The 21,282-nt window shown below is 38.7% G+C and carries 14 protein-coding genes; 9 read left to right on the top strand and 5 right to left on the bottom strand.

Going from position 1 to position 21,282, the window contains the following annotated elements; translation table 11 throughout:
• Positions 1-431: 431 nt before the first annotated feature.
• The 3 genes from RM545_RS16800 to RM545_RS16790 form a co-directional block, all read right to left on the bottom strand.
• Positions 432-4,568, bottom strand: a complete 4,137-nt coding sequence (locus RM545_RS16800; protein ID WP_311496445.1) for a hybrid sensor histidine kinase/response regulator transcription factor — start codon at positions 4,566-4,568, stop codon at positions 432-434.
• Positions 4,569-4,934: 366 nt separating this feature from the next.
• The gene (locus RM545_RS16795; protein ID WP_311496444.1) at positions 4,935-8,213 is read right to left on the bottom strand and encodes a VCBS repeat-containing protein; all 3,279 of its coding nucleotides are present in this window, start codon (positions 8,211-8,213) and stop codon (positions 4,935-4,937) included.
• A gap of 276 nt (positions 8,214-8,489) precedes the next feature.
• Positions 8,490-9,806 (bottom strand): SGNH/GDSL hydrolase family protein, encoded by a 1,317-nt coding sequence (locus RM545_RS16790; RefSeq protein WP_311496443.1) that lies wholly within the window; start codon positions 9,804-9,806, stop codon positions 8,490-8,492.
• Between the two features lie 253 nt (positions 9,807-10,059).
• On the opposite strand from RM545_RS16790, the gene RM545_RS16785 reads away from it, so the two are divergent.
• Together RM545_RS16785 and RM545_RS16780 are read left to right on the top strand one after the other, a co-directional pair.
• Positions 10,060-11,199 (top strand): glycoside hydrolase family 43 protein, encoded by a 1,140-nt coding sequence (locus RM545_RS16785; protein ID WP_311496442.1) that lies wholly within the window; start codon positions 10,060-10,062, stop codon positions 11,197-11,199.
• Positions 11,200-11,207: 8 nt separating this feature from the next.
• Positions 11,208-13,136, top strand: a complete 1,929-nt coding sequence (locus tag RM545_RS16780) for a sialate O-acetylesterase (protein WP_311496441.1) — start codon at positions 11,208-11,210, stop codon at positions 13,134-13,136.
• Positions 13,137-13,279: 143 nt separating this feature from the next.
• Here the strand turns inward: RM545_RS16780 and RM545_RS16775 are convergent, their stop codons facing one another.
• Positions 13,280-14,956, bottom strand: a complete 1,677-nt coding sequence (locus RM545_RS16775) for a glycoside hydrolase family 43 protein (RefSeq protein WP_311496440.1) — start codon at positions 14,954-14,956, stop codon at positions 13,280-13,282.
• A gap of 469 nt (positions 14,957-15,425) precedes the next feature.
• On the opposite strand from RM545_RS16775, the gene RM545_RS16770 reads away from it, so the two are divergent.
• Positions 15,426-15,560 (top strand): PID-CTERM protein-sorting domain-containing protein, encoded by a 135-nt coding sequence (locus tag RM545_RS16770; protein ID WP_311496439.1) that lies wholly within the window; start codon positions 15,426-15,428, stop codon positions 15,558-15,560.
• Here RM545_RS16770 and RM545_RS16765 read toward each other — a convergent pair.
• Entirely contained in the window at positions 15,557-16,144 is a 588-nt protein-coding gene (locus RM545_RS16765) for a riboflavin synthase (RefSeq protein WP_311496438.1), read from the bottom strand. The genes RM545_RS16770 and RM545_RS16765 overlap by 4 nt on opposite strands.
• A 61-nt stretch (positions 16,145-16,205) precedes the next feature.
• Between RM545_RS16765 and pdxA the strand changes: the two genes are divergently transcribed.
• From pdxA to accC, 6 genes are all read left to right on the top strand, one after another.
• Positions 16,206-17,282: a 4-hydroxythreonine-4-phosphate dehydrogenase PdxA gene (pdxA, locus tag RM545_RS16760; RefSeq protein WP_311496437.1), complete on the top strand. Its 1,077-nt coding sequence runs from the start codon at positions 16,206-16,208 to the stop codon at positions 17,280-17,282.
• 67 nt (positions 17,283-17,349) lie between these two features.
• Positions 17,350-17,883: a YceD family protein gene (locus RM545_RS16755; protein WP_311496436.1), complete on the top strand. Its 534-nt coding sequence runs from the start codon at positions 17,350-17,352 to the stop codon at positions 17,881-17,883.
• 13 nt (positions 17,884-17,896) lie between these two features.
• On the top strand, positions 17,897-18,094 hold the full coding sequence (gene rpmF / locus RM545_RS16750) for a 50S ribosomal protein L32 (RefSeq protein WP_081208252.1): 198 nt from the start codon (positions 17,897-17,899) through the stop codon (positions 18,092-18,094).
• Positions 18,095-18,273: 179 nt separating this feature from the next.
• Complete coding sequence (locus RM545_RS16745; protein ID WP_311496435.1) at positions 18,274-19,269, top strand: beta-ketoacyl-ACP synthase III; 996 nt, start codon at positions 18,274-18,276, stop codon at positions 19,267-19,269.
• 21 nt (positions 19,270-19,290) lie between these two features.
• Positions 19,291-19,803 carry an acetyl-CoA carboxylase biotin carboxyl carrier protein gene (gene accB / locus RM545_RS16740; protein ID WP_311496434.1) on the top strand — a complete coding sequence of 171 codons (513 nt, stop codon included), beginning with the start codon at positions 19,291-19,293 and terminating at the stop codon, positions 19,801-19,803.
• 54 nt (positions 19,804-19,857) lie between these two features.
• The gene (accC, locus tag RM545_RS16735) at positions 19,858-21,210 is read left to right on the top strand and encodes an acetyl-CoA carboxylase biotin carboxylase subunit (protein WP_311496433.1); all 1,353 of its coding nucleotides are present in this window, start codon (positions 19,858-19,860) and stop codon (positions 21,208-21,210) included.
• The last annotated feature ends 72 nt before the right edge of the window (positions 21,211-21,282 follow it).

Below are 21,282 nucleotides of genomic sequence, written 5' to 3'. Positions count from 1 at the left end.
TCACGGGAGAACTGGAATAATCTAAAGATTTAAATCTTTTGAAATTAATAAAAATACCAGGTGGCAGCACCTGGTATTTTTTTATAGCAGCATGAAAATTGCCATTTTTGAGAAGACGATAAAGTTACTTCTGAAAAAATAAAATTTTAAATTTAGAAGATATTTAGACTTTTCGACTGAAATTTCAGTTTTAAGAAGCCGCTTAAAATTGACAATTATCGACATACTTTTCAACTTAAATAAGGGTCCAGGGCACCGGAAATTAATGAATTAGCATGAAAATCGTCGTTTTTTGGAGGCAGAAGTAAGATCTAAGACCAAAATTATCTGCGCAAGCATTAATTTCAGAAGAGGATTGAAAACTGCCATTTTCAGCATCCTGCCCAAAAATTGCAGTGCATTACTCAAAAATCATTTTCTTAAACTGCATATTATTCGTCTTTAACTTCTTTAGGAAGCACTCCAAAATGGGCTTTAAAGCACTTAGAAAAATAGGAGGGGGATGAAAATCCCACGTTATAACTTATTTCACTAATAGAAGGAACGTCACTTTCTTCAAGAAGCTCTTTAGCTCTTTCAAGGCGTATTTTACGAATTAGTTCATTTGCTGTGAGACCTGTTAAAACTTTTATTTTTCTGTAAAGCTGACTTCTGCTAAGATTAAATTCATCTGCAAGTCTTTCAACATTAAGATTCGTTTCCTTGATATTTTCTTTAGTATAATTTATAATACCTAATATGAATTGCTGATCCAAAGAAGTAGCCTGGGGCTTGATTTCAGTCTTATTAAAATCACCCATATATTTAGAAAAGAGAAGTTCCCTGTTGGTGATAAGCTGCCTTAAATGGGACTGCATAATTGTCATTTCAAAGGGTTTATTTAAATAGACATCTGCTCCTGCTTCCAAACCTTCCACCCAGTCATCTGTCATGGCTTTTGCTGTAAGCATTAATACAGGAATATGACTTGTTTTCAAATCCTTCTTTAGTAAAGAACAAAACTCATATCCATTCATTTTAGGCATAAGAACATCTGTTATTACTACATCAGGCATGTATTTTCTTGCCTGTTCTAAACCTTCCTCGCCATTTTCAGCAAGGATTACTTTATAATGAGAACTTAATTCCTGTTTTATGTAAGACCTTAGTTCAAGGTTGTCTTCTACAATTAAAACCGTTCTTTTCCGCTGTTCCGGGCTTTCTTCGGTGGCTGTGGCTGTAGATTCTTTTGGCTCGGTTTGAACCTTAAGGTTTCCTGATTCTAAAGTTGGTGTACCTGAAAATTCATAATGATTTTTATCCATTGGGAGAAGGATTCGAAATTTAGTTCCAACACCTATTTCGCTTTCTACCTCTATATCTCCTCTGTGCAATACCACAAAACTCCTTACAACTTCAAGACCAATACCTGTTCCGCTATAGTACTGTTCATTCCGCTCTTTTATCTGATAAAAACGATCAAATATTTTATCCAGTTCATCAGGATGAATTCCTTTGCCTGTATCTTCAATACTAATTTCCAGTGCATCGAGGGAAGTTCCGTTTTCTATTAACTTAAAAACATGTCCCTCTTTCCTGTTCACCACAATCGTAATTATGCCATTGTTGGTAGTGCTCTTAAAAGCATTTGACAGGATATTAAACAGAATTTTTTCCAGCTTTCCTCTATCTGCCCATACTGTTGTAATATTTTTGTCCAATTCCAGTGATAAAACAATATTCCTTTGTTGAGCCTCTTCCCTAAAGTATTCAATACTCTCATTTAAAAATTCTTCAATGTTAAAGGAGGAGATATTCAGCGGGATATTATCTAACTGAAGTTTTCTGAAATCCATTAACTCATCTATCAGGCGCTTTAGCCTTATGGCATTTCGGTGGACAATTTTCAGCTTTTCTTTTGCTTTCTCCGGGAGTGATGCTTCTTGAAGCATATTTTCAAGTGGACTAAGAATAAGCGTTAAAGGAGTCCTGAACTCGTGAGAAATATTTGTGAAAAACTGAATCTTTTTATTATTGAGAGCTTCTTCATGAAGATGTCTTGCCCGTTCCTGTTCTATAGCCCGTTTTGATTTAATACGGGAATTGACAAACTGAAAAGTGATATAGGAAATTATCAGAAAAATAACTACATAAAATAATATAGCTAAATGGGTTAGCCACCATGGCCTTAAAATTTGGATATTTAAACTTTTAGGATCATTTTCCCAAGCGCCATCGCTATTTGTCGCTTTTACCTTAAATGTGTACTTTCCTGCAGGCAGATTTGTGTAGGTAGCACTCCGGGTATTTTGCACATAGTTCCAATCATCTTCAAACCCCTCGAGATAATAAGCAAAATTGATTTTCTCAGGTCTTGTAAAATCTATAGAAGCATAATCTATGGTAAATACGGACTGTGAATGGCTAAGCGTAATGTTCTTAGTTTGAGAAATGACCTTTGATAAAGGTGAATCTTCCTGTCCTGGTGTAACAGGTTGATTGAATATTTTGAGGTCTGTGAGATAAACAGACGATGTATTATTATTTACTGATAATTCCTCAGGATTAAAATAATTAACCCCTTCATAAGATCCAAAATAAAGGGTTCCATTATTATCTTTATAAGCCGTGTTATTATTAAAGTCATTACTAAGCAAACCATCATTAATGGAGAAATTTTTTGCAGTGTTTTCCTCTGTGTTTATCTTTGTCAAACCATTATTGCCTGCAGCCCAAATAGCACCATTCTCGTCCTGAATAATAGATGACACGGTAACTTTATTAATTCCTGTCTCAGGTTTTATCCAGGAAAAGATGTCTTTTTTCATATCATATTTGCAAAGGCCCGAGCCATCGGTCCCAATCCAAATCTTTTTTGAAGAATCTTCGTAAATGTCTAATATCTGATTATTATGAAACTGGGTACCGGTGTGTTTAAAGAATCTTGAAGACATCACTTCAAGATCAAATACGCCATCTGTGATTTTTAATCGAAATAAACCTGAATTTCCACCTATCCAGAGGTGGTCCTGGCTATCCACATAAACTCTTCTCACATCGCTGTAACTTATCCTATGTTCAAGAAATGGCTCCTGGTCATAAATTGTAAATTTCTTAGAATTTGGATCATAAGAATGAATACCTCTTGAAAAGGTCCCTATCCATATGATACCATTGGAATCCTCGGAAAAACTTAAAATACGATTTGTGGCTATTTCCCCATCGGTATTTTGAACCGAATAGTTTATAAACGAGTCAGAACCTTTTTCTAGAAGGTAAATGCCATAATCCCAGGTGCCAACCCATATATTTCCTCTGCTATCCATGAAAAGGGTTTGAACATCTGGAGAATCGAGTCCGTTGGCAATTTTATTTTCAGCGTTCAGTAAGTGGATAAATGTATCGGATGATGGATTATAAACATCAATACCGCCACCATCCATACCAATCCATAATCTCCCTTTCTCATCTTTCAAGATTCCGGTAACAGAACTGGACTGTAAAGAATTTGGATTATTTGGCCTACTTTCTATATCAGCAAATTTATCATACAACTTGTCGTACACACCAACACCATTGTTGTAGTACCCAATCCAGATGCGCTTTTGGTTGTCCAGAAATAAAGACCAGATGGAATTTGATTTTATACCATTGTCGTCAAATTTATTGTTGAGGTAATGATTTAAGACTGTTCCGTTTCTGTCGATCTCAAACATTCCATCATTTTCAGTTCCACATAAGACAGTTTGGCGTGGTGTATCTAAGAGAGAAAGAATTCTTTTGGACGTAACAGGAAAATGTTCAATAACATAACGGCCATTCTCATTACCGTCAATTTTGTACAACCCCTGGGTTGTAGTACCTAACCAGATAGTTCCTTTACTGTCTACTTCAGTCGTTTTGATGTAGGCCGATATTTCTTCCTTTCCCTTAGAAGTTGTGAAACTGAGGGGCGCCATAAGATTATCCTCCTCATAATATTCAAATAAACCTTTATCTGTCCCTAAAAGAATTCTATTATCGAAAAGCGTAATGTTATTTATTAAAAAATTTCTTACTTCAGCAATCCCGCTTATTTTTACTTCGGAAACTTTAAGGTTGGAACGATTAATCCTGAATAGCCCATATTGATGCGAGCCCACGAGAAGGTCACCCTTTTTATTCTCTTGGATTGCATGAACCGCGACGCTCGTATTTTCTGCTTTTCCGGGAAGATCAATATGAACAAAACTGTCCTGATCTCTGTTGTAAAGATCAAGGCCGGTTTCTGTGCCCACCCACAACCTGTTTTGCTTATCTACATAAGTGATGTGGATAAGAGAATTACTCAAACTGCTACTATCTTCCTCCTTAAACTGGTAAGAAGTATAGTCTGATCCATTGTATTTATTAAGCCCCAGACCGTTGGTGCCCATCCATATAAACCCCTGTCGATCCTGAGAAATACTGGCTACAGCCCGTTGAGTGGGAATACTTTTTAGCGCTTCAAAGTGATATTCGGGTAATGATTTTTCCTGTCCCAAAACCGAAGCAAAAGATAGAAGAAGCAAAACAGGAAAAAGCGGAAATATCTTTATTTTATAATTCAAGTTCTCTGGATTTAAGTTTTTCCGATATTAACATATCAATGGTTTTATTGAAAAACTATTAGGACAAATAAGATTCGTAGGAATCAGGAGGTTGTTTTAATTTAACTTCAAGCTGAATGGATTTGTTGCGAAAGCAGGCTTAACAATTTTACTAATATAATGAAAAATAAATTTGCTGTTTATCTGCCAAATTTCACTTCCAGGTATTTCAGTCAGATATTCATCTATGATTTCAAAGTATTGAAATATAAGTCGGTAAGCTATTATTAAAATTACAATTCAATTTTTTCGGAACTTCTGTTCTTTTGGCAAAAACAGATTGTTGCAGGCATAGAAAGCCTCAAGTTGATAAGGTTTTCTGTTCACCTATTTCATTTTAAAGATGGTAAGGGGGCCGTTGTTGTTGGCCATTATGTAGTGAGCTTCTTCTCTTATCTTAATACCTGCCATTCCCTTTACATTATAGCCGTTATAGAAACTTATATCCCTCTCAGGTTGTAAATTCCCTTCGGAATCTGATACTAAAACATAGCCTGTGTTAGAATCGTACCTTATAGTCTCTACTTCAGCCTCAAAAATTCCTCCAACACCAATAACATCGGGAAAACCGTCGTCGTTTATGTCTGTTATCTGAAAATTCATTGTAGGGCCAATTTGGGCCTTAGTTGGCAACTTCTTTTTCGTAAAGCTGCCATCTCCATTATTTATCACAATAATAGAACTGAATGTGTATACTTCTTTATGATAGGAGTTGGAAATTTCTTCTTCCCCATAAATGTCTTGTAGTGATGAAGAGGCAAATTCTTCATAAGTTGGTATTTTTTCGCTTACAAAGGGGTTTTGTACTGTAGAACATTCCTTTCCCCGTACTGGCACTAATTTACCCTGGTAAACCTTGCTCAACACCATATCGTAGGTGTTGTTGTCGTCAAAATTATTTCCGTAGATATGGAGTGGTTTTTCTTCAGAAGGGTGAAATTTGTTGTTCTCTCCCAGGTTACCTACTAAATAATCCATATCTCCATCTCTGTCAATATCAACTTCCTTTACAGTATTCCACCAGCCTTCGGTTTTTTTAAAATCTGGTATGGATTTAAGTGCAAATTTGCCATTTCTGTTCTCCAGAATGCTTATTGGAAACCATTCACCAACAATAATAAGGTCCTCATCATCGTCATTGTCATAATCTGAAAAAATCAGGTCGTTTACTATCCCTATTTCGAGTAGTTCCGGAGCGATTTCCTGGGTGATATCCTCAAAATGCCCATTTTCGTTCTCCAGGAGGTAAGACCTTGGCGCCAAAGGATACTTTCCGGGGATATGATGGCCTCCAATGGCCAGATCGAGGTCTCCGTCGTTGTCAAAATCTGTTGCGCGTACGGTTTTTGAACTAGTGCTCATTTTTGGCAATTTTCGGCTTACAGTAAAGTTTCCGTTGCCATCATTAATATAGAGCCGGTCCTGTAGAAGGGGATCATTCTCGTCTAGTTCATAACCGCCGCTGGTGACATACAAATCGAGATCCTCATCGCCATCGGCATCAAAGAAAAGAGCGGCATTATCTTCAAAATCTTTCTCTTTTTCCCAAAATTGCCGATTTATACTTTCAAATCTCCCTATTTTATGCTGAATATACATTTGGGCAGCCTGTCCTGCTGCACCACCAATAAAGAAATCTTCAAGTCCGTCGTTGTTGATATCTGCAACCTGAAGTGCAGGGCCTTGTTCTGAAAGTTTTTGAGGGAGTAAAGCCTGCCTGGAAAAATCATTAAAGGTGTTTTCTTCATGTTTAAAGTTAATCCCAAGCCTTTGCGGATCTACAGGAGTGAAATTTTGAGCGGACCTTAAAGGTTGCTCTTTGTCACCTTTATATTGATTTTTGCTGAAGGTAATTGTTTGATTTGCCTCTATATTTTCTGCGGCCAGGACCGAATTGTCTCCCCAAATCACCTCAATCCTGTCAATTTCTGTTTCTTCACCTAGCCCAAAATTCAGGATATTACTTACTGAGGATTGGTACCCCCTGGAGGTATAAAGAACCTGATATTGTTGATTTTTAGGGGTGTACACTTTTACTTTTGTGCCAATACCATTAATATTATTTTCACCTCCTGTGAGCTTTATATTAATAAAATTACCTACAGAATTGTTTTTATAGACAGCTGCATTTCCTGAAGAATTGTTAAGAACCAGGTCCAGGTCACCGTCATTATCAAAATCTGCATAGGCGACGCCGTTTGTATTTATTTTTTTATCCAATCCCCAGTTACTGGTGCTATTTTCAAAGGTTAAATCGCCGTTGTTTTTAAAAGCGTAGTTGGACAACTCGTCAGAAGGCATGATTTCCATCATTTCAGAAAAGGTAACATTTTCCTGTTCTTGCTGAAGTTCTCTTACCCTTGTCCTGTAATCCTGGTTCCCGAGTTCCCGTTCTATTCCGTTTGAAATGAAAATATCCTTAAATCCATCATTATCAAAATCGGCAATTAAAGGTGCCCAGCTCCAGTCGGTTTTTGAAATACCCGCCAACTGACCAATGTCGCTAAAAGAACCATTGCCATTGTTGAGTTGTAGTACATTAGACATATACGCGTAGTGGTAACCGGAATTCACCATAGTCCGGAAACCTTCAGTATTCATGCTCGCCATATTTTGTTTCCCCCGCTGATGATCTTCTGCGAGCATGTCCAGAACCAGGAGATCGGGTAAGAAATCATTATTTATATCAGCATAATCAGAGCCCATGCTGTTATAGGAAATGTGCTTTAAACGGGTGTTGATCTGGTTAGAAAACGTTCCGTTTTTGTTGTTGATATAAAGAAAATCCGGGCCAATATAATCGTTAGCCACATAAACATCTGGCCAGTCGTCGTTATTAAAATCACCAATAGAAGCGCTAAGGCCCCATTCCTTGTTTATAATCCCTGCCTGTAGTGTAATATTGGTAAAATTTCCACCGTCGTTGCGAAACAGGTGGTCTGAGGTTTCAGGGAAATATTGCTTTTCACCTGTAGGCTCAATTCTGTTTGTGTTCCCAAAATCAGGCCGGTGGTTTACCAGGTACATGTCCAGGTCACCATCTTTGTCAAAATCAAAAAAGTAAGCCTGAATAGAGAATCCGTTATGATCCAGCCCCCACTTTTCGGCTTCATCTTTAAAAGTTCCGTCTTTTTGATTGATAAACAATTTGTTCTTCCGAAGTTCATTATTTTCAATAGAGGCAGATTTACATACGTAGATGTCCATCCAGCCATCGTTATTAATATCTATCATAGTAACTCCGCTGGTCCAGCCATTACTGTCTTCTACTCCGGCTTCTGCCGTTACATCTTCAAATTTAAAATCGCCGGTATTTAAGTAGAGCTTATTGGAATTTTGATTGGAAGTGAAATAAACATCCTGAAGGCCGTCGTTGTTTATATCACCAACAGCAACGCCGCCGCCTGTGAAAGCATAAGGATAATTGATATAGTTAAACGCAGAATCCTGCTTTACAGTATTTGTGAATTTTATATTTGTTTTGGATTGGTCAAGCTCGGTAAACAGGGTTTCTGCGTCTGAAGTCTTTCTTTTTACTTCATCCCGGTCACAACCTGCGAGAATAATTAAGCAGATAAAAAGTATTGTTCTGAAAGTTAGGGACATGTAGTACAAATTTTTGCAAATATAAATTTCTTTCATGTTTAAATAGGAATATAAAACTAAAAACCGCCTCCACATTTAAGGAAGACGGTTTTCAGCTCTCATCACGAGATAACTCAACTTAAAACTAACTAACTACTTATTTTTAAATATTTTCCTCTTTACATGGTGGTTTCGATTGCTCTTAAATTAAGCATCTTTTAATATTGTTCTTTTTTTAAACTGAAACTCGCGGCCCTATAATTCCATATGCACTTTTAATATTCGTTTAAAAATATTCTATTCGAATAGTGAAAGGTCTACTGCTTCGCCCATTATTTTATAACCCAATTCATTGGGATGCAGATAATCCCCAGAATGTGCTTTTGGCAGGATAACCAAAGTATCCTCAGGATTTCTTATCGCTTTATCAAAATCAATAACTGCATCAAAACGTCCGCTGTTACGAATCCATTTATTAACGTACTGCCGCGCAGATTCGCGAAAATCTTTATAGTAAAAAGATTCCTTTATAGGCGTAATTGTACCTCCATATATTTTTATGTTCCGGTCGTGCGCCTTATCTATCATGGTGTTATAAGCAGCAATTAAGTTTTTCGCTACCTGGAAGGCTGTAGCGCTATCTTTAGTCGCGCCAAGATCATTGACACCTTCCATAACTATAGCCCAGCGTACTCCTTTCTGATCAAGAATATCCCGATCAAAACGATCAAGAGCGGTTGGTCCAAGACCACCTCGAAGTACAGCATTCCCCCCAATGCCCTGGTTTAGTACGGCTACGTTTTGTGTCTCCGGATTGTGTAAAAGCCGTTCAGACAAAATATCCGGCCAGCGGTTTTGCTCGTTCGTTCCGGATCCACGGCCATCTGTAATTGAATTTCCGATGATGGCTACAGCAGCTGCAGACTCAGGTGCTTTGACCTGCATTCCGCTAATGATGTACCAATGATCTGTCTTTTTAGCTTCGGAAGGACCTTGTACGGCAGTCTTATCACCTTCAAAAATATATGAAGTTGTACGAGATCCGGGATGGCCTGTAAGATCGTCAGGTACGGTGCCAAAATGAATGGTAATAGCCAGATCTTCACGATCTTCTAAAGGAAATGCAATAGGGTCTGAAGTTATTGCTTTTCCACCATCTATCATTACCTGAGCCCTACCATTAAATTCGACATTTTTAGTGGTAGAGGCATCTATAGCTCCATTTCCTTCTGAAGTGGCAATTTGAACTTCCTGAATTGTTGTGGGACCCGCGCTAAATTCATTTGAAAAACGTATCCTAAGGCTGTCACCTCCAAGAGAAACTCTCACGATCTGTCGTAGGATATTATTACTCAGGCCAGGTTCCGGAGGCATATTGTGAGGTTCTACAAGCTGAGGTGCGGTGCTCCAGGTACCAACCCATTTTCCGGATTGGGAAACAAAATGCTGTTGTGAATATTTGGGATTAGCAAATCCCATCACAAAAAGTAAAGAAGCAACTAAACCCATTAATCCCAGAGCCACGCGACCAGAACAAAAAGCAGAACGCAGAAATGTCGTTATATAAGTAATTAGTTTATACATCATCGTGTTCACAGGTTTTAATTGTGTCATGAATGGAAATAAAGGAACCTCATATTTTGAATAAATATAAACAATTTTTTTTTAGCGAAATCGGTTGCGTTAAAATTTGATAAATTTCTTATATTTTACCACAAGGATCTTTCTAAATGATATATATGTCATTTATAAATAGATAGTTATGAATTACTTCAGGAACGCGAATACGATTGAGTAAACTTTTTCCTATTTTAGCTTTTATTATTTTAAAAAAACCAACATTTAAAGATTTTAAAACTTAAAAGTTATGAATAAAAAATTTTTACGTTCCGCTCTTCCGATACTGAGTTCCTTTTTAATTATGAGCTGCGGTGATGAAAAAAAGAACAGCAACGTAGCAGAAAAGGATCTACAAGAGGATTCCATTGTAGCACAGGATGAGGTCAGAAGAGCACCTTCGGAACCGTTGGTGACAGATAATTATACTGCAGATCCCTCAGCTCATGTTTTTGAAGGCAAGATATATATCTATCCTTCCCATGACTGGGATTCAGGGGTCCCTGAAGATGACACTGGTGCACATTTTAATATGAAGGATTATCACGTGTACTCCCTTGATAGTGTAGGTGGAGAAGTAACAGACCACGGGATGGTTCTTGATGTAGATGATGTGCCGTGGGCTTCCAGACAGATGTGGGCTCCAGATGCTGCTGAAAAGGATGGGAAGTATTACTTATATTTTCCTGCCAAAAATGAAAATGACATTTTTAGGATAGGTGTTGCCATTGGCGATTCTCCCGCTGGTCCCTTTGAACCACAGGAGGAGCCTATTGAAGGAAGTTATAGTATGGATCCCGCTGTGTATGAAGATACCGACGGAGAATACTATATGTACTTTGGAGGTATATGGGGTGGTCAGCTTCAGGATTACCGCAACAATGAGTACCAGGGCGAAGAGGATATTTATCCTGCAGACGATGAACCGGCGCTGTTACCAATGATCGCCAAATTGGGTGATGATATGATTAGTTTTGCAGAAGAGCCAAAAGAGGTACAACTTCTTGATGAAAATGGTGATCTGCTTCTTACAGGGGACAACGAGAGAAGGTTTTTTGAGGCTGCCTGGGTACATAAATATAATGACACCTATTACTTCTCTTACTCTACGGGAGATACGCACAATATCGCTTATGCAACCGGGGATAATCCTTATGGCCCTTTTACTTACCAGGGTGTTATCCTGGAGCCGGTATTGGGATGGACAAATCACCACTCAATTGTTGAGTATGAAGGAAAATGGTATTTGTTTTACCATGACAGTTCGCTTTCTGGAGGCAAGACTTACTTAAGAAGTGTGAAAATGTCTGAACTTAAGTATAATGAGGACGGAAGCATTCAAACTATTAATGCTATGGTAGAGGCTGGAGAGGAGTCTCTACTTGAATAATCGAATTTATGAGATACATTTTTATTGCAATTCTGTTTTTCGCAGGATGTTATAATTCCGTTTTTGGTCAGGTACGTTTGCCTAAATTGATTAGCGACGGAATGGTACTTCAGCGTGATACAGATGTAAAAATATGGGGATGGGCTTCTAAAGAGGAGCCCATTCTTATTTCATTCCAGGGAAAAGAATACAAAACAACGGCAAATTCCGAAGGCGAATGGTCCATTACTTTTTCAGATTTAAAACCTGGTGGTCCTTACAAAATGAACCTTAGTGCGAATAATGAAATTGAGCTGAAGGATATCTATGTTGGAGATGTATGGCTGGCTTCAGGACAATCAAATATGGAGCTTCCTATGAGTCGTGTAGAACCTCTATATGCTGAAGAAATAGCAAAAGCTTCCAACCAGGCCTTACGCTTTTTTGAAGTTCCGAAAACTTATGATTTTAACGAAGCTCATGAAGATTTAGGTGGAGGAGAATGGAAAGCAGTAACTCCGGAAAATATCAGAAGTTTTTCTGCAGTAGCTTATTTTTTCGCAAAAGATATCCACGAACGGTATAATGTTCCTGTAGGCATTGTAAATGCCAGTCTGGGTGGCTCTCCTGTAGAAGCCTGGATTAGTGAGGAATCTCTCAAAAAATTTCCTGCGCATTACAAAGAAGCAGAAAAATTTAAGAGCAGCACGCTTAGGGATAGTATCGAGAGGGATGATCAAACCCGTATACAGGAATGGTATAACGAACTGAATAAAAAAGATTCTGGTATTTCTCAAAACTGGAAGGCAGAGACTGGGCAGGAAGATGCGTGGAAGCAAATGGAAATTCCCGGCTTTTGGGCAGATGAGGAGCTGGGACAGAAGAATGGAGCGGTCTGGTTTCAGAAGAAAATAGAAGTTCCGGAAGACTGGTCAGGAGAAGAAGTAAAACTTTTAATGGGAAGAATCGTAGACGCCGATTCTGTTTTTGTTAACGGAACGTTCGTTGGAAATACTACTTATCAATATCCGCCAAGACGTTATGAAATTCCGGCCGGAGTGCTTAAAGCTGGAGAGAATTTGGTAAGTGTGCGCATCATCAACGAATCAGGAAGAGGTGGTTTTGTTCCAGATAAGCCAAATAAACTGGTTTTTGGAGAAGAAGAAATTGATCTTACCGGCATCTGGAAGTACAAACTGGGGGCTGAAATGCCACCGCTGCGCGGACAAACTTTTATACGCTGGAAACCACTTGGCTTATATAATGCCATGATAAATCCATTAACAAATTACAGGATTAAAGGTGCAATCTGGTACCAGGGAGAATCTAATACCGACTCCTACGATGAGTACCAGGAGTTATTTACTGCGCTTATAGAAGACTGGAGAAAAAAATGGGGACAGGGAAACTTTCCTTTTCTTTATGTTCAACTCACAAATTTTATGGAAAGCAAGGACCAGCCTAGAGACAGTAACTGGGCCCGCTTAAGGGAAGCGCAGACACAAACATTGTCTGTTCCCGAAACTGGTATGGCAGTCGCGATAGATGTAGGGGAGTGGAATGATATTCATCCGCTTAATAAAAAGTCGGTAGGAGAAAGACTGGCCCAGGCAGCAAGAAATGTTGCCTACGATGAGAATGTAGTTCCCGGAGGCCCTCTTTATAGTTCATTTGCCAAAAAAGGGGATTCTATTGTGCTCTCTTTTGAAAATGTTGGTCAGGGTTTAACAACAGGTGGCGAGAAAAATCTTAAGCAGTTTGCATTAGCCGGTAAGGACAAGAAATTTTATTGGGCTAACGCCGAAATTAAGGGTGATAAGGTAATCGTTTCGAGTCCAAAGGTGAAAAATCCGGTTGCAGTACGTTATGCATGGGCAGATAACCCTGAAGGAGCAAATCTTTGTAATAAAGAAGGCTTTCCCGCTTCTCCTTTTAGAACAGACGACTGGGAGAAATAAATTTCTTCTGAATAAGAAATAAAGAGGTGATCTAAAAATGGCAATTTTCGTGCTGTAGAAAGAGTTTAAGCTGAAGAATCAGTTAAATTTTCAAAAGCGTAAAATTTAATCAGGCTTAGATCACCTTTTTCTTTTACAAGAGACTATTTTTTATAAACTTCATCTTCCCCGGAATATTTAAACCAGTCGAAAGCGGCTTCATTTTCAGAATTTTCTCCGTTTGACGTAGAATACATTCCAAAGACGGCTCCTACAAAGCCACCGGCAACTTTGGTGCTCAGATATTTTCCGTCTAAACCACCTCCCAAATTCTTCCATTCATCTTCGGTTTTATAGGAGAATTTGTAAAGATCCTCATCAAATTCGACTTTAAATTCTACCAGTGCTTCAGGAGAATCCAGTTTAGCCGATTCCAATAAAACCTCACCATCTTCAGATCCTTTAAAAAGCTGAATAACCTCTTTGCCTTCAGCAAAAGATTTACATATATAGTAATAGTGGGTTTCATTTTGAAAAGCTATTAAACCAGCTTTCTCGTTGCTTTTTTCAGTTGAAAAATCCAAAGAAACAGAAGCTTCTCCCGTAAGATGTTGCTGCCTGTGCGCTATAAAACTTGGATTGGAAGTACCTGATACGGTTTCAGGTCGGGTTTCCATCACTAAAAAACCGTTCCTTTCAGTTAAGCTGTACCACTTATTCTTAACCGTTCTCAGAAATAGCCAGTGTAAATCGAGTTCTTCATCATTAAAATCTTTGGTAAAGGAGAAATTTCCATTTAAAGGAAAAAGAGTATCATCTAGCGCTACTCCTTCAGGTAAAGGATATTGATATTTAATTTCTTCACCTCCCAGATCAAATACAGGCCAGTCGTTCACCCATTTTACGGGCGCAAGAAAAGTTTCTCTTCCGGTATTATAATAGTCACCTTCATATGGTCTCACGGCAAGGAAAACTCCGTACCATTCGTTATCCGGGCCCACAACGATGTCTGCATGTCCGGCAGAAGTAATTGGGTTTTCCCTTTCAGGATCTAAATGCCTTTGCGTAAGGATAGGATTATCTTCGTAAGGAATAAAATCGTCGTCAATATTTTCATTTCTGTAGACGACTTCGGTATGGTTTACGGCTGTACCACCTTCTGCGGTCATAAGATAATAGTAGCCGTTTTCTTTGTAAATTCGCGGTCCTTCAGCCCAAACAGGCTCTTCAGAAATGTCTACTCCTCCATTTACCAATATCCGGTTCTCTCCTTTCACTTTTAGATTCTCTTTGTCAAATTCGAACATTCTTATGGTACGGTGCCCGTCATATAGAGGTTCATTGTTGGGAGCATCTCCATTATAAACTATAAAAGACTTTTCTTCATCAAAAAACAATCCTGGGTCTATTCCCTGTACTTCGGGTAGCCATACAGGATTAGACCATGGTCCCGCCGGGTCCTCTGCGGTTACCACGAAATTCCCTTTCCCATCAACAATAGTGCAGGTTACATAGAAGGTGCCATTATCGTAACTAATATCTGGTGCAAAAACTGCTCTTGAAACTCCGAATCCTTCCAGGTCCACTTGTTCCGGACGGTCCAGGACATTCCCTATTTGCTTCCAGTTTACAAGATCGGTACTATGGAAAACAGGAATTCCCGGGTAAAAAGCAAAAGTGGAATGTACCATATAATAATTGCTATTTCCGTCATCTGTAATTGCAGGGTCCGGATAAAATCCAGCCAGGATAGGGTTCTTAAAATATTCTTGTTCCTGGGCTTTTGCCGGTAAAAAGCCAAGGCAAAAACCGAAAACAAGAAGAAAAGTTTTTGATGTCATAGTTTAAAATTTATTATGGGGTTAAGATAAATAAAAATATCATGAAGCAATCGGTTGCGTAGTGAGGTTCTTCAGAAAATTATAAAATGTATAAAATCTTTGGCGTGAAGGTTGTTAATAAACCCTTACCTTGCTTATTAAGGTGGAACTTTTAAATTTGCTGAAAAATGATACTTTCTCTAAGAGAGTTGTAGGAAATTTTATTTGTCATGAATTTCGCTTATGCAAATGAGATAGAGAAGATTAACTTCTGAATTTTAGTCTCTGTAGGACTTATCGCGTATATTTATCGAAATTTTATTGTGTAATATTGCAATTAAATTTTTGAAGATCTATGTTTAAACGAAAAAAACAATTTAAAAAGATGCGGACCTTCCTTATATGTGTCGTGTTGTTTTTTTCGGGATTTCAAGGGTTTTCTCAATGCACTAACCCCGGATGGAGGCCTTGTGGCCCTGATGGAGAGTGTATGCCATCTCGAGAATGCCGCCCGGGTGTTCCGCCGCCACCGGGACTTCCTATAGACTTCGGGATTTCAGCATTAATTGCTTCAGGACTCCTCTTGGGAGGTTATCATCTTCGGAAGAAAAGAGAAGATGATTAACGCAAGTCATTGATCCGCTTTACATACTTTCCAATAACATCAAATTCCAGGTTCACTATATCTCCTTCCTTTAAATCATGAAAAATAGTATGCTTGTAAGTATAAGGTATTACTGAAACGCTAAAGCTGTTCTTTTCTGAATTTACCACAGTAAGACTCACGCCATTTATGGTAACAGATCCTTTTTCGATAGTAATATTTTGCATTGCGGGATCGTACTCAAAGCTAAAGTTCCAGCTTCCTCCTGCCTCTTCGGTTTTAATACAAGTTGCTGTTTGATCTACATGCCCCTGCACGATATGGCCGTCCAGCCTGTCGCCAAGTTTCATTCCGCGTTCCAGGTTAACAAAACTTCCTTTTTTAAGATGCCCAAAGTTTGTTTTCTGAAGGGTTTCTTTAATTGCAGTCACCTTGTAAGTATCCTCTTCAATAGAAACCACAGTGAGACAGACTCCGTTATGGGCAACACTTTGATCAATTTTAAGTTCGGGAGTGAATGTAGCCTTTACTTTAATATGTAAATTCTCTTCTTCTTTATGTACGGAAGTGATTTCCCCTACTTCTTCAATTATCCCGGTAAACATGGATTGTATTATATTAGTTACATTTGTGTTGTAAAAATAGAAATAAAATATCGGGAATTTTATGAAACAAGTTCAAAAGATAAAATTAGGAATTAGTATAGGAGATTTGAATGGCATAGGGAGTGAGATTGTTCTTAAAACTTTTGACGACTCCCGTATGTTGGATTTTTGTACCCCTGTTATTTTCGCTTCAGCAAAGACTGTCACGTTTCTGAAAAAGCAGTATAAACTGTCCCTCAATTTCCAGGGAATAGATGATCCTTCCAAAGCAATAGACGGAAAAATTAACGTGATGAACGTGTGGAAGGAGAATGTAGACATTAATTTTGGCGAAGAAGATCCGGAAGTAGGTAAATATGCTTTTCTTTCTTTAGAAGCTGCCACAGTGGCACTGAAAAATGATGATATTGATGTTTTGGTTACTGCGCCCATAAATAAAAGCAGCATCCAGAGCGAAAACTTCAATTTTCCGGGGCATACAGATTATTTGGCACAAGAGCTGGAGGGGGAGAGCCTTATGTTTATGATTACCGATACGCTTAAAATAGGATTACTTACAGACCATGTTGCTCTAAAAGATATAGCCAGCGTTATTACTCCGGAATTAATTCAGAAGAAAATCGACATTATTCATGAAACCCTGAAACAGGATTTTAGAATTCAGAAGCCGAAAATTGCCGTTTTGGGCATTAATCCCCATAGTGGAGATAACGGGGTAATAGGAAAAGAAGATGAAGAAATTCTAAAACCTACTTTACATAAAATACGGGAAAAAGGAAAGCTGGTTTACGGTCCTTATTCTGCAGATAGTTTTTTTGGTTCCAAGAATTATAAGAATTTTGATGCGGTGGTTGCTTCTTATCATGACCAGGGGCTTATTCCTTTTAAAACCCTTTCTTTTGGTAACGGAGTAAATTTTACGGCAGGCTTAAATAAGGTGAGAACCTCACCAGATCATGGAACAGCTTTTGAAATTGCCGGAACCAACTCTGCCAATATAAATTCCTTTAAGGAGGCTGTATTTAAAGCCATTGAAATTTACAAATGCAGAAAGGAATACAGGAAACTAACAAAGAATGCCTTAAAGAAGCAGGGTAGAAAAGATACTAACAAAAAATTGTTCACAAAAGATAATTAATTAATTATATTTTTTATCTTTGCAGCCGCCTAAGCCTAAGGGCCTGGGGCTCGAAACTGAGTATGAGATGAGGAGATTAGCAGCATATACAATCCCCTTTGTGGGATTAAAGCTAGGGAAGCACCAGTTTGAGTACGATATTGATAACGAGTTCTTTGATCATTTTGAGTACGACGAATTCAACAGTGTAGATGTAAAAATCGAGCTGCTGTTCGAAAAAAAAACCACCATGATGGAGCTTACTTTTAAAGCTTCAGGAACGGTAAATGTTGATTGCGATATTACGAATGAACCATACGATCAGCCAATAGACAGCAGTCTTTTTCTGGTAATCAAATTTGGGAATGAGTATAATGACGAAGATGAAGATTTACTTATAATCCCGCATGGAGAGTATGAGGTAAACGTACAACAATATATTTATGAGCTTATCGTGCTATCTTTGCCAATAAAAAGGGTACATCCCGGCGTGGAAGATGGAACTTTAAAGTCTGACGTGCTGGATAAACTGGAAGAACTTAGCATCGACAAGAAAGAAAAAAATAATGAGGAGGATATAGATCCTCGATGGGATAAACTTAAGAATTTACTAAACGATTAAATAATAGCAAGCCATGGCACATCCAAAGAGAAAAATCTCTAAAACCAGAAGAGATAAAAGAAGGACACATTATAAGGCCTCGGTACCAAAAATAGCTACCGATCCTACAACAGGCGAAGCACATTTGTACCATAGAGCACACTGGCATGAAGGTAAACTATATTACCGCGGTCAGGTATTAATAGATAATACAGAAGAAGTAGAGGCTTAATGTCTTAGAGCTTCAATAAATTAAGAAAACTCTCACGCCGTGGGAGTTTTTTGTTTTTAGTTGAATAAGTCCTAAAAAGACCTTAATTTGCACCACTTTTAGAAGAAAAATTAGTACATTCCTTTTGATGTGCTTTTTTTGTGCAGCGGCATGCACATTGGTGTTTTAAAATTGATTCTATGAATAAAATCACAGCAGCGATTACAGCTGTGGGTGCATATGTTCCCGACGATATTTTAACCAACAAGATGTTGGAGGAAATGGTGGATACCAATGATGAGTGGATATTCTCAAGAACAGGAATTAAGGAACGTAGAATTTTAAAAGATCCTAACAAAGGAACCTCTTTTTTAGCTATAGAAGCTTCAAAAGACCTGCTGAGAAAAACAAATCTTGATCCGCAGGAAGTTGATCTTGTACTGGTAGCTACCGCAACACCAGATTTACCCGTTGCGGCAACCAGTGTTCACGTTGCAACGCAAATTGGAGCTACTAATGCTTTTGCGTATGATATCCAGGCAGCTTGTTCAGGATTTCTTTATGCAATGTCTACAGGTGCAGCCTATATCGAATCTGGACGATACAAAAAAGTATTGGTGATAGGTGCAGATAAAATGTCTTCCATTATCGATTATTCAGATAGAACAACCTGTATTATTTTTGGTGATGGCGCCGGTGCAGTTCTAATGGAACCTAATGAAGAAGGCTTTGGTTTGCAGGACGAAATACTTCGTAGCGATTCGATTGGAAGGGATTCTTTAAGAATAGAAGCAGGTGGTTCTCTAATGCCTCCTTCAGAAGAAACTGTGGCAAAAAAACTTCATTACGTACGCCAGGATGGAAAGACAGTGTTCAAATTTGCAGTATCCAACATGGCAGCGGTAAGTGAACAAATCATGAAAAAGAACAATCTTACTAATGAAGATGTAAACTGGCTCATAGCCCACCAGGCCAATAAGCGAATAGTGGGAGCTACCGCCAGCAGGATGAATCTGGAAGACGAAAAAGTTCTGATGAATATTCAACGGTACGGAAATACGACGTCTGCCACGTTGCCGTTATTATTGAGCGATTACGAGAAAAATTTTAAAAAGGGGGATAACCTTATCTTTGCCTCATTTGGAGGTGGCTTCACCTGGGGTGCAGCCTATCTGAAATGGGCATATAATTCTTAAAAAAACCAACACTTTAATATTATGGATTTAAAAGAAATTCAGAATCTGATAAAGTTTGTAGCCAAGTCTGGTGCCAGTGAGGTTAAACTGGAAACGGGAGATGTAAAAATCACTATTAAAACCGGCGGCTCAGACGATAAAGAAACCATCGTACAACAGGTGCCCATGGCAGGACAAATGCCGCAGCAAATGCCGGTACAGCAACAGGCGCCTTCGCCGGCTCCCGAACCTGCACCGCAATCTGGCTCATCTTCTTCAGATAAAAAAGAATCTACAGCAGAAGACAATTCAAATTATATAACCGTCAAGTCACCAATAATCGGAACTTTCTATAGAAAACCTTCACCAGACAAATCTGTATTTGTTGAGGTAGGAGATAGTATTAAAGAAGGAGATGTGCTTTGCGTAATTGAAGCAATGAAACTTTTCAACGAAATCGAAAGCGAAGTATCCGGTAAAATTGTAAAAGTATTGGTAGATGATTCCTCTCCTGTAGAGTTTGATCAGCCGTTATTTTTAGTAGACCCTTCATAATTACTGCCCATTTATCTGAAGAGAAATTTTCTTCAGAAGAAAAAAACAATAGGTATGTTTAAAAAAATATTGATTGCCAATAGAGGAGAAATTGCCCTGCGAATTATCCGTACGTGCAAAGAGATGGGAATTAAGACAGTGGCAGTATATTCTACTGCCGATGCCGAAAGTCTCCATGTAAGATTTGCCGATGAAGCCGTATGTATTGGCCCTCCCCCAAGTAACTTATCTTATCTAAAGATTTCAAATATTATCGCTGCTGCAGAAATTACAAATGCAGATGCGATACATCCGGGTTACGGATTTTTATCTGAAAATGCTAAATTTTCCAAAATCTGCGAAGAACACGGCATCAAATTTATCGGCGCCTCTGCAGATATGATTTCCAAAATGGGAGATAAAGCAACCGCGAAAGCTACTATGAAAGCTGCTGGCGTGCCCTGTATTCCAGGTTCTGAGGGAATCATAAAAGACTTTAAGGAGTGTAAAAAACTTGCTCAGGAAACCGGTTATCCCGTGATGCTAAAAGCAACTGCCGGTGGAGGTGGTAAAGGAATGCGTGCCGTCTGGAAACCCGAAGACCTTGAAGCTGCATGGGAATCTGCCCGTAAAGAAGCCGATGCTTCTTTTGGAAATGATGGTATGTACATGGAAAAACTTATCGAAGAACCACGTCATATCGAGATTCAGGTAGTAGGCGATAGCAGCGGGAAAGCCTGTCATCTTTCAGAAAGGGACTGCTCCATCCAAAGGCGTCATCAAAAGCTTACAGAGGAAACTCCGTCTCCTTTTATGACAGATAAACTTAGAAAGAAAATGGGTGAGGCAGCTGTAAAAGCAGCCGAATATATTAAGTACGAAGGTGCGGGAACAGTAGAATTTCTTGTGGATAAACACCGTAATTTCTACTTTATGGAAATGAACACGCGTATCCAGGTAGAGCATCCAATTACCGAGCAGGTGATCGATTACGACCTTATTCGAGAGCAGATTTTAGTCGCTTCCGGAGTGCCAATTTCAGGGAAAAATTACTTCCCGCAGTTGCATTCCATAGAGTGTAGGATTAATGCAGAAGATCCCTACCACAACTTTCGTCCATCTCCGGGTAAAATTACCAATATGCATGCCCCGGGAGGCCATGGTGTAAGGATAGATACCCACGTTTACAGTGGCTATGTCATCCCACCACACTACGATTCCATGATCGCGAAGCTTATTACCACTGCCCAAACAAGGGAAGAGGCTATAAATAAGATGAAGCGTGCACTGGATGAATTTGTGATAGAAGGCATAAAAACCACCATTCCCTTCCATAGGCAGCTTATGGATGAAACCGACTATAAAGAAGGCAACTATACTACAAAATTCATGGAATCCTTTAAAATGAAGGCTCCGGAAGAAGCGTAGAAATTATTAAATAATAGTAAAACCCGGAATTTTTTTCCGGGTTTTTTGTTTTTGAGCGTTACCCCGTGAAAA

Origin of the sequence: Autumnicola lenta, assembly GCF_031846515.1 — a bacterium.
In the GTDB taxonomy this organism is placed as follows: domain Bacteria; phylum Bacteroidota; class Bacteroidia; order Flavobacteriales; family Flavobacteriaceae; genus Autumnicola; species Autumnicola lenta.
The sequence above is the reverse complement of the archived record's forward strand: the minus strand, read 5'-3'. Positions and strand labels throughout refer to the sequence as shown.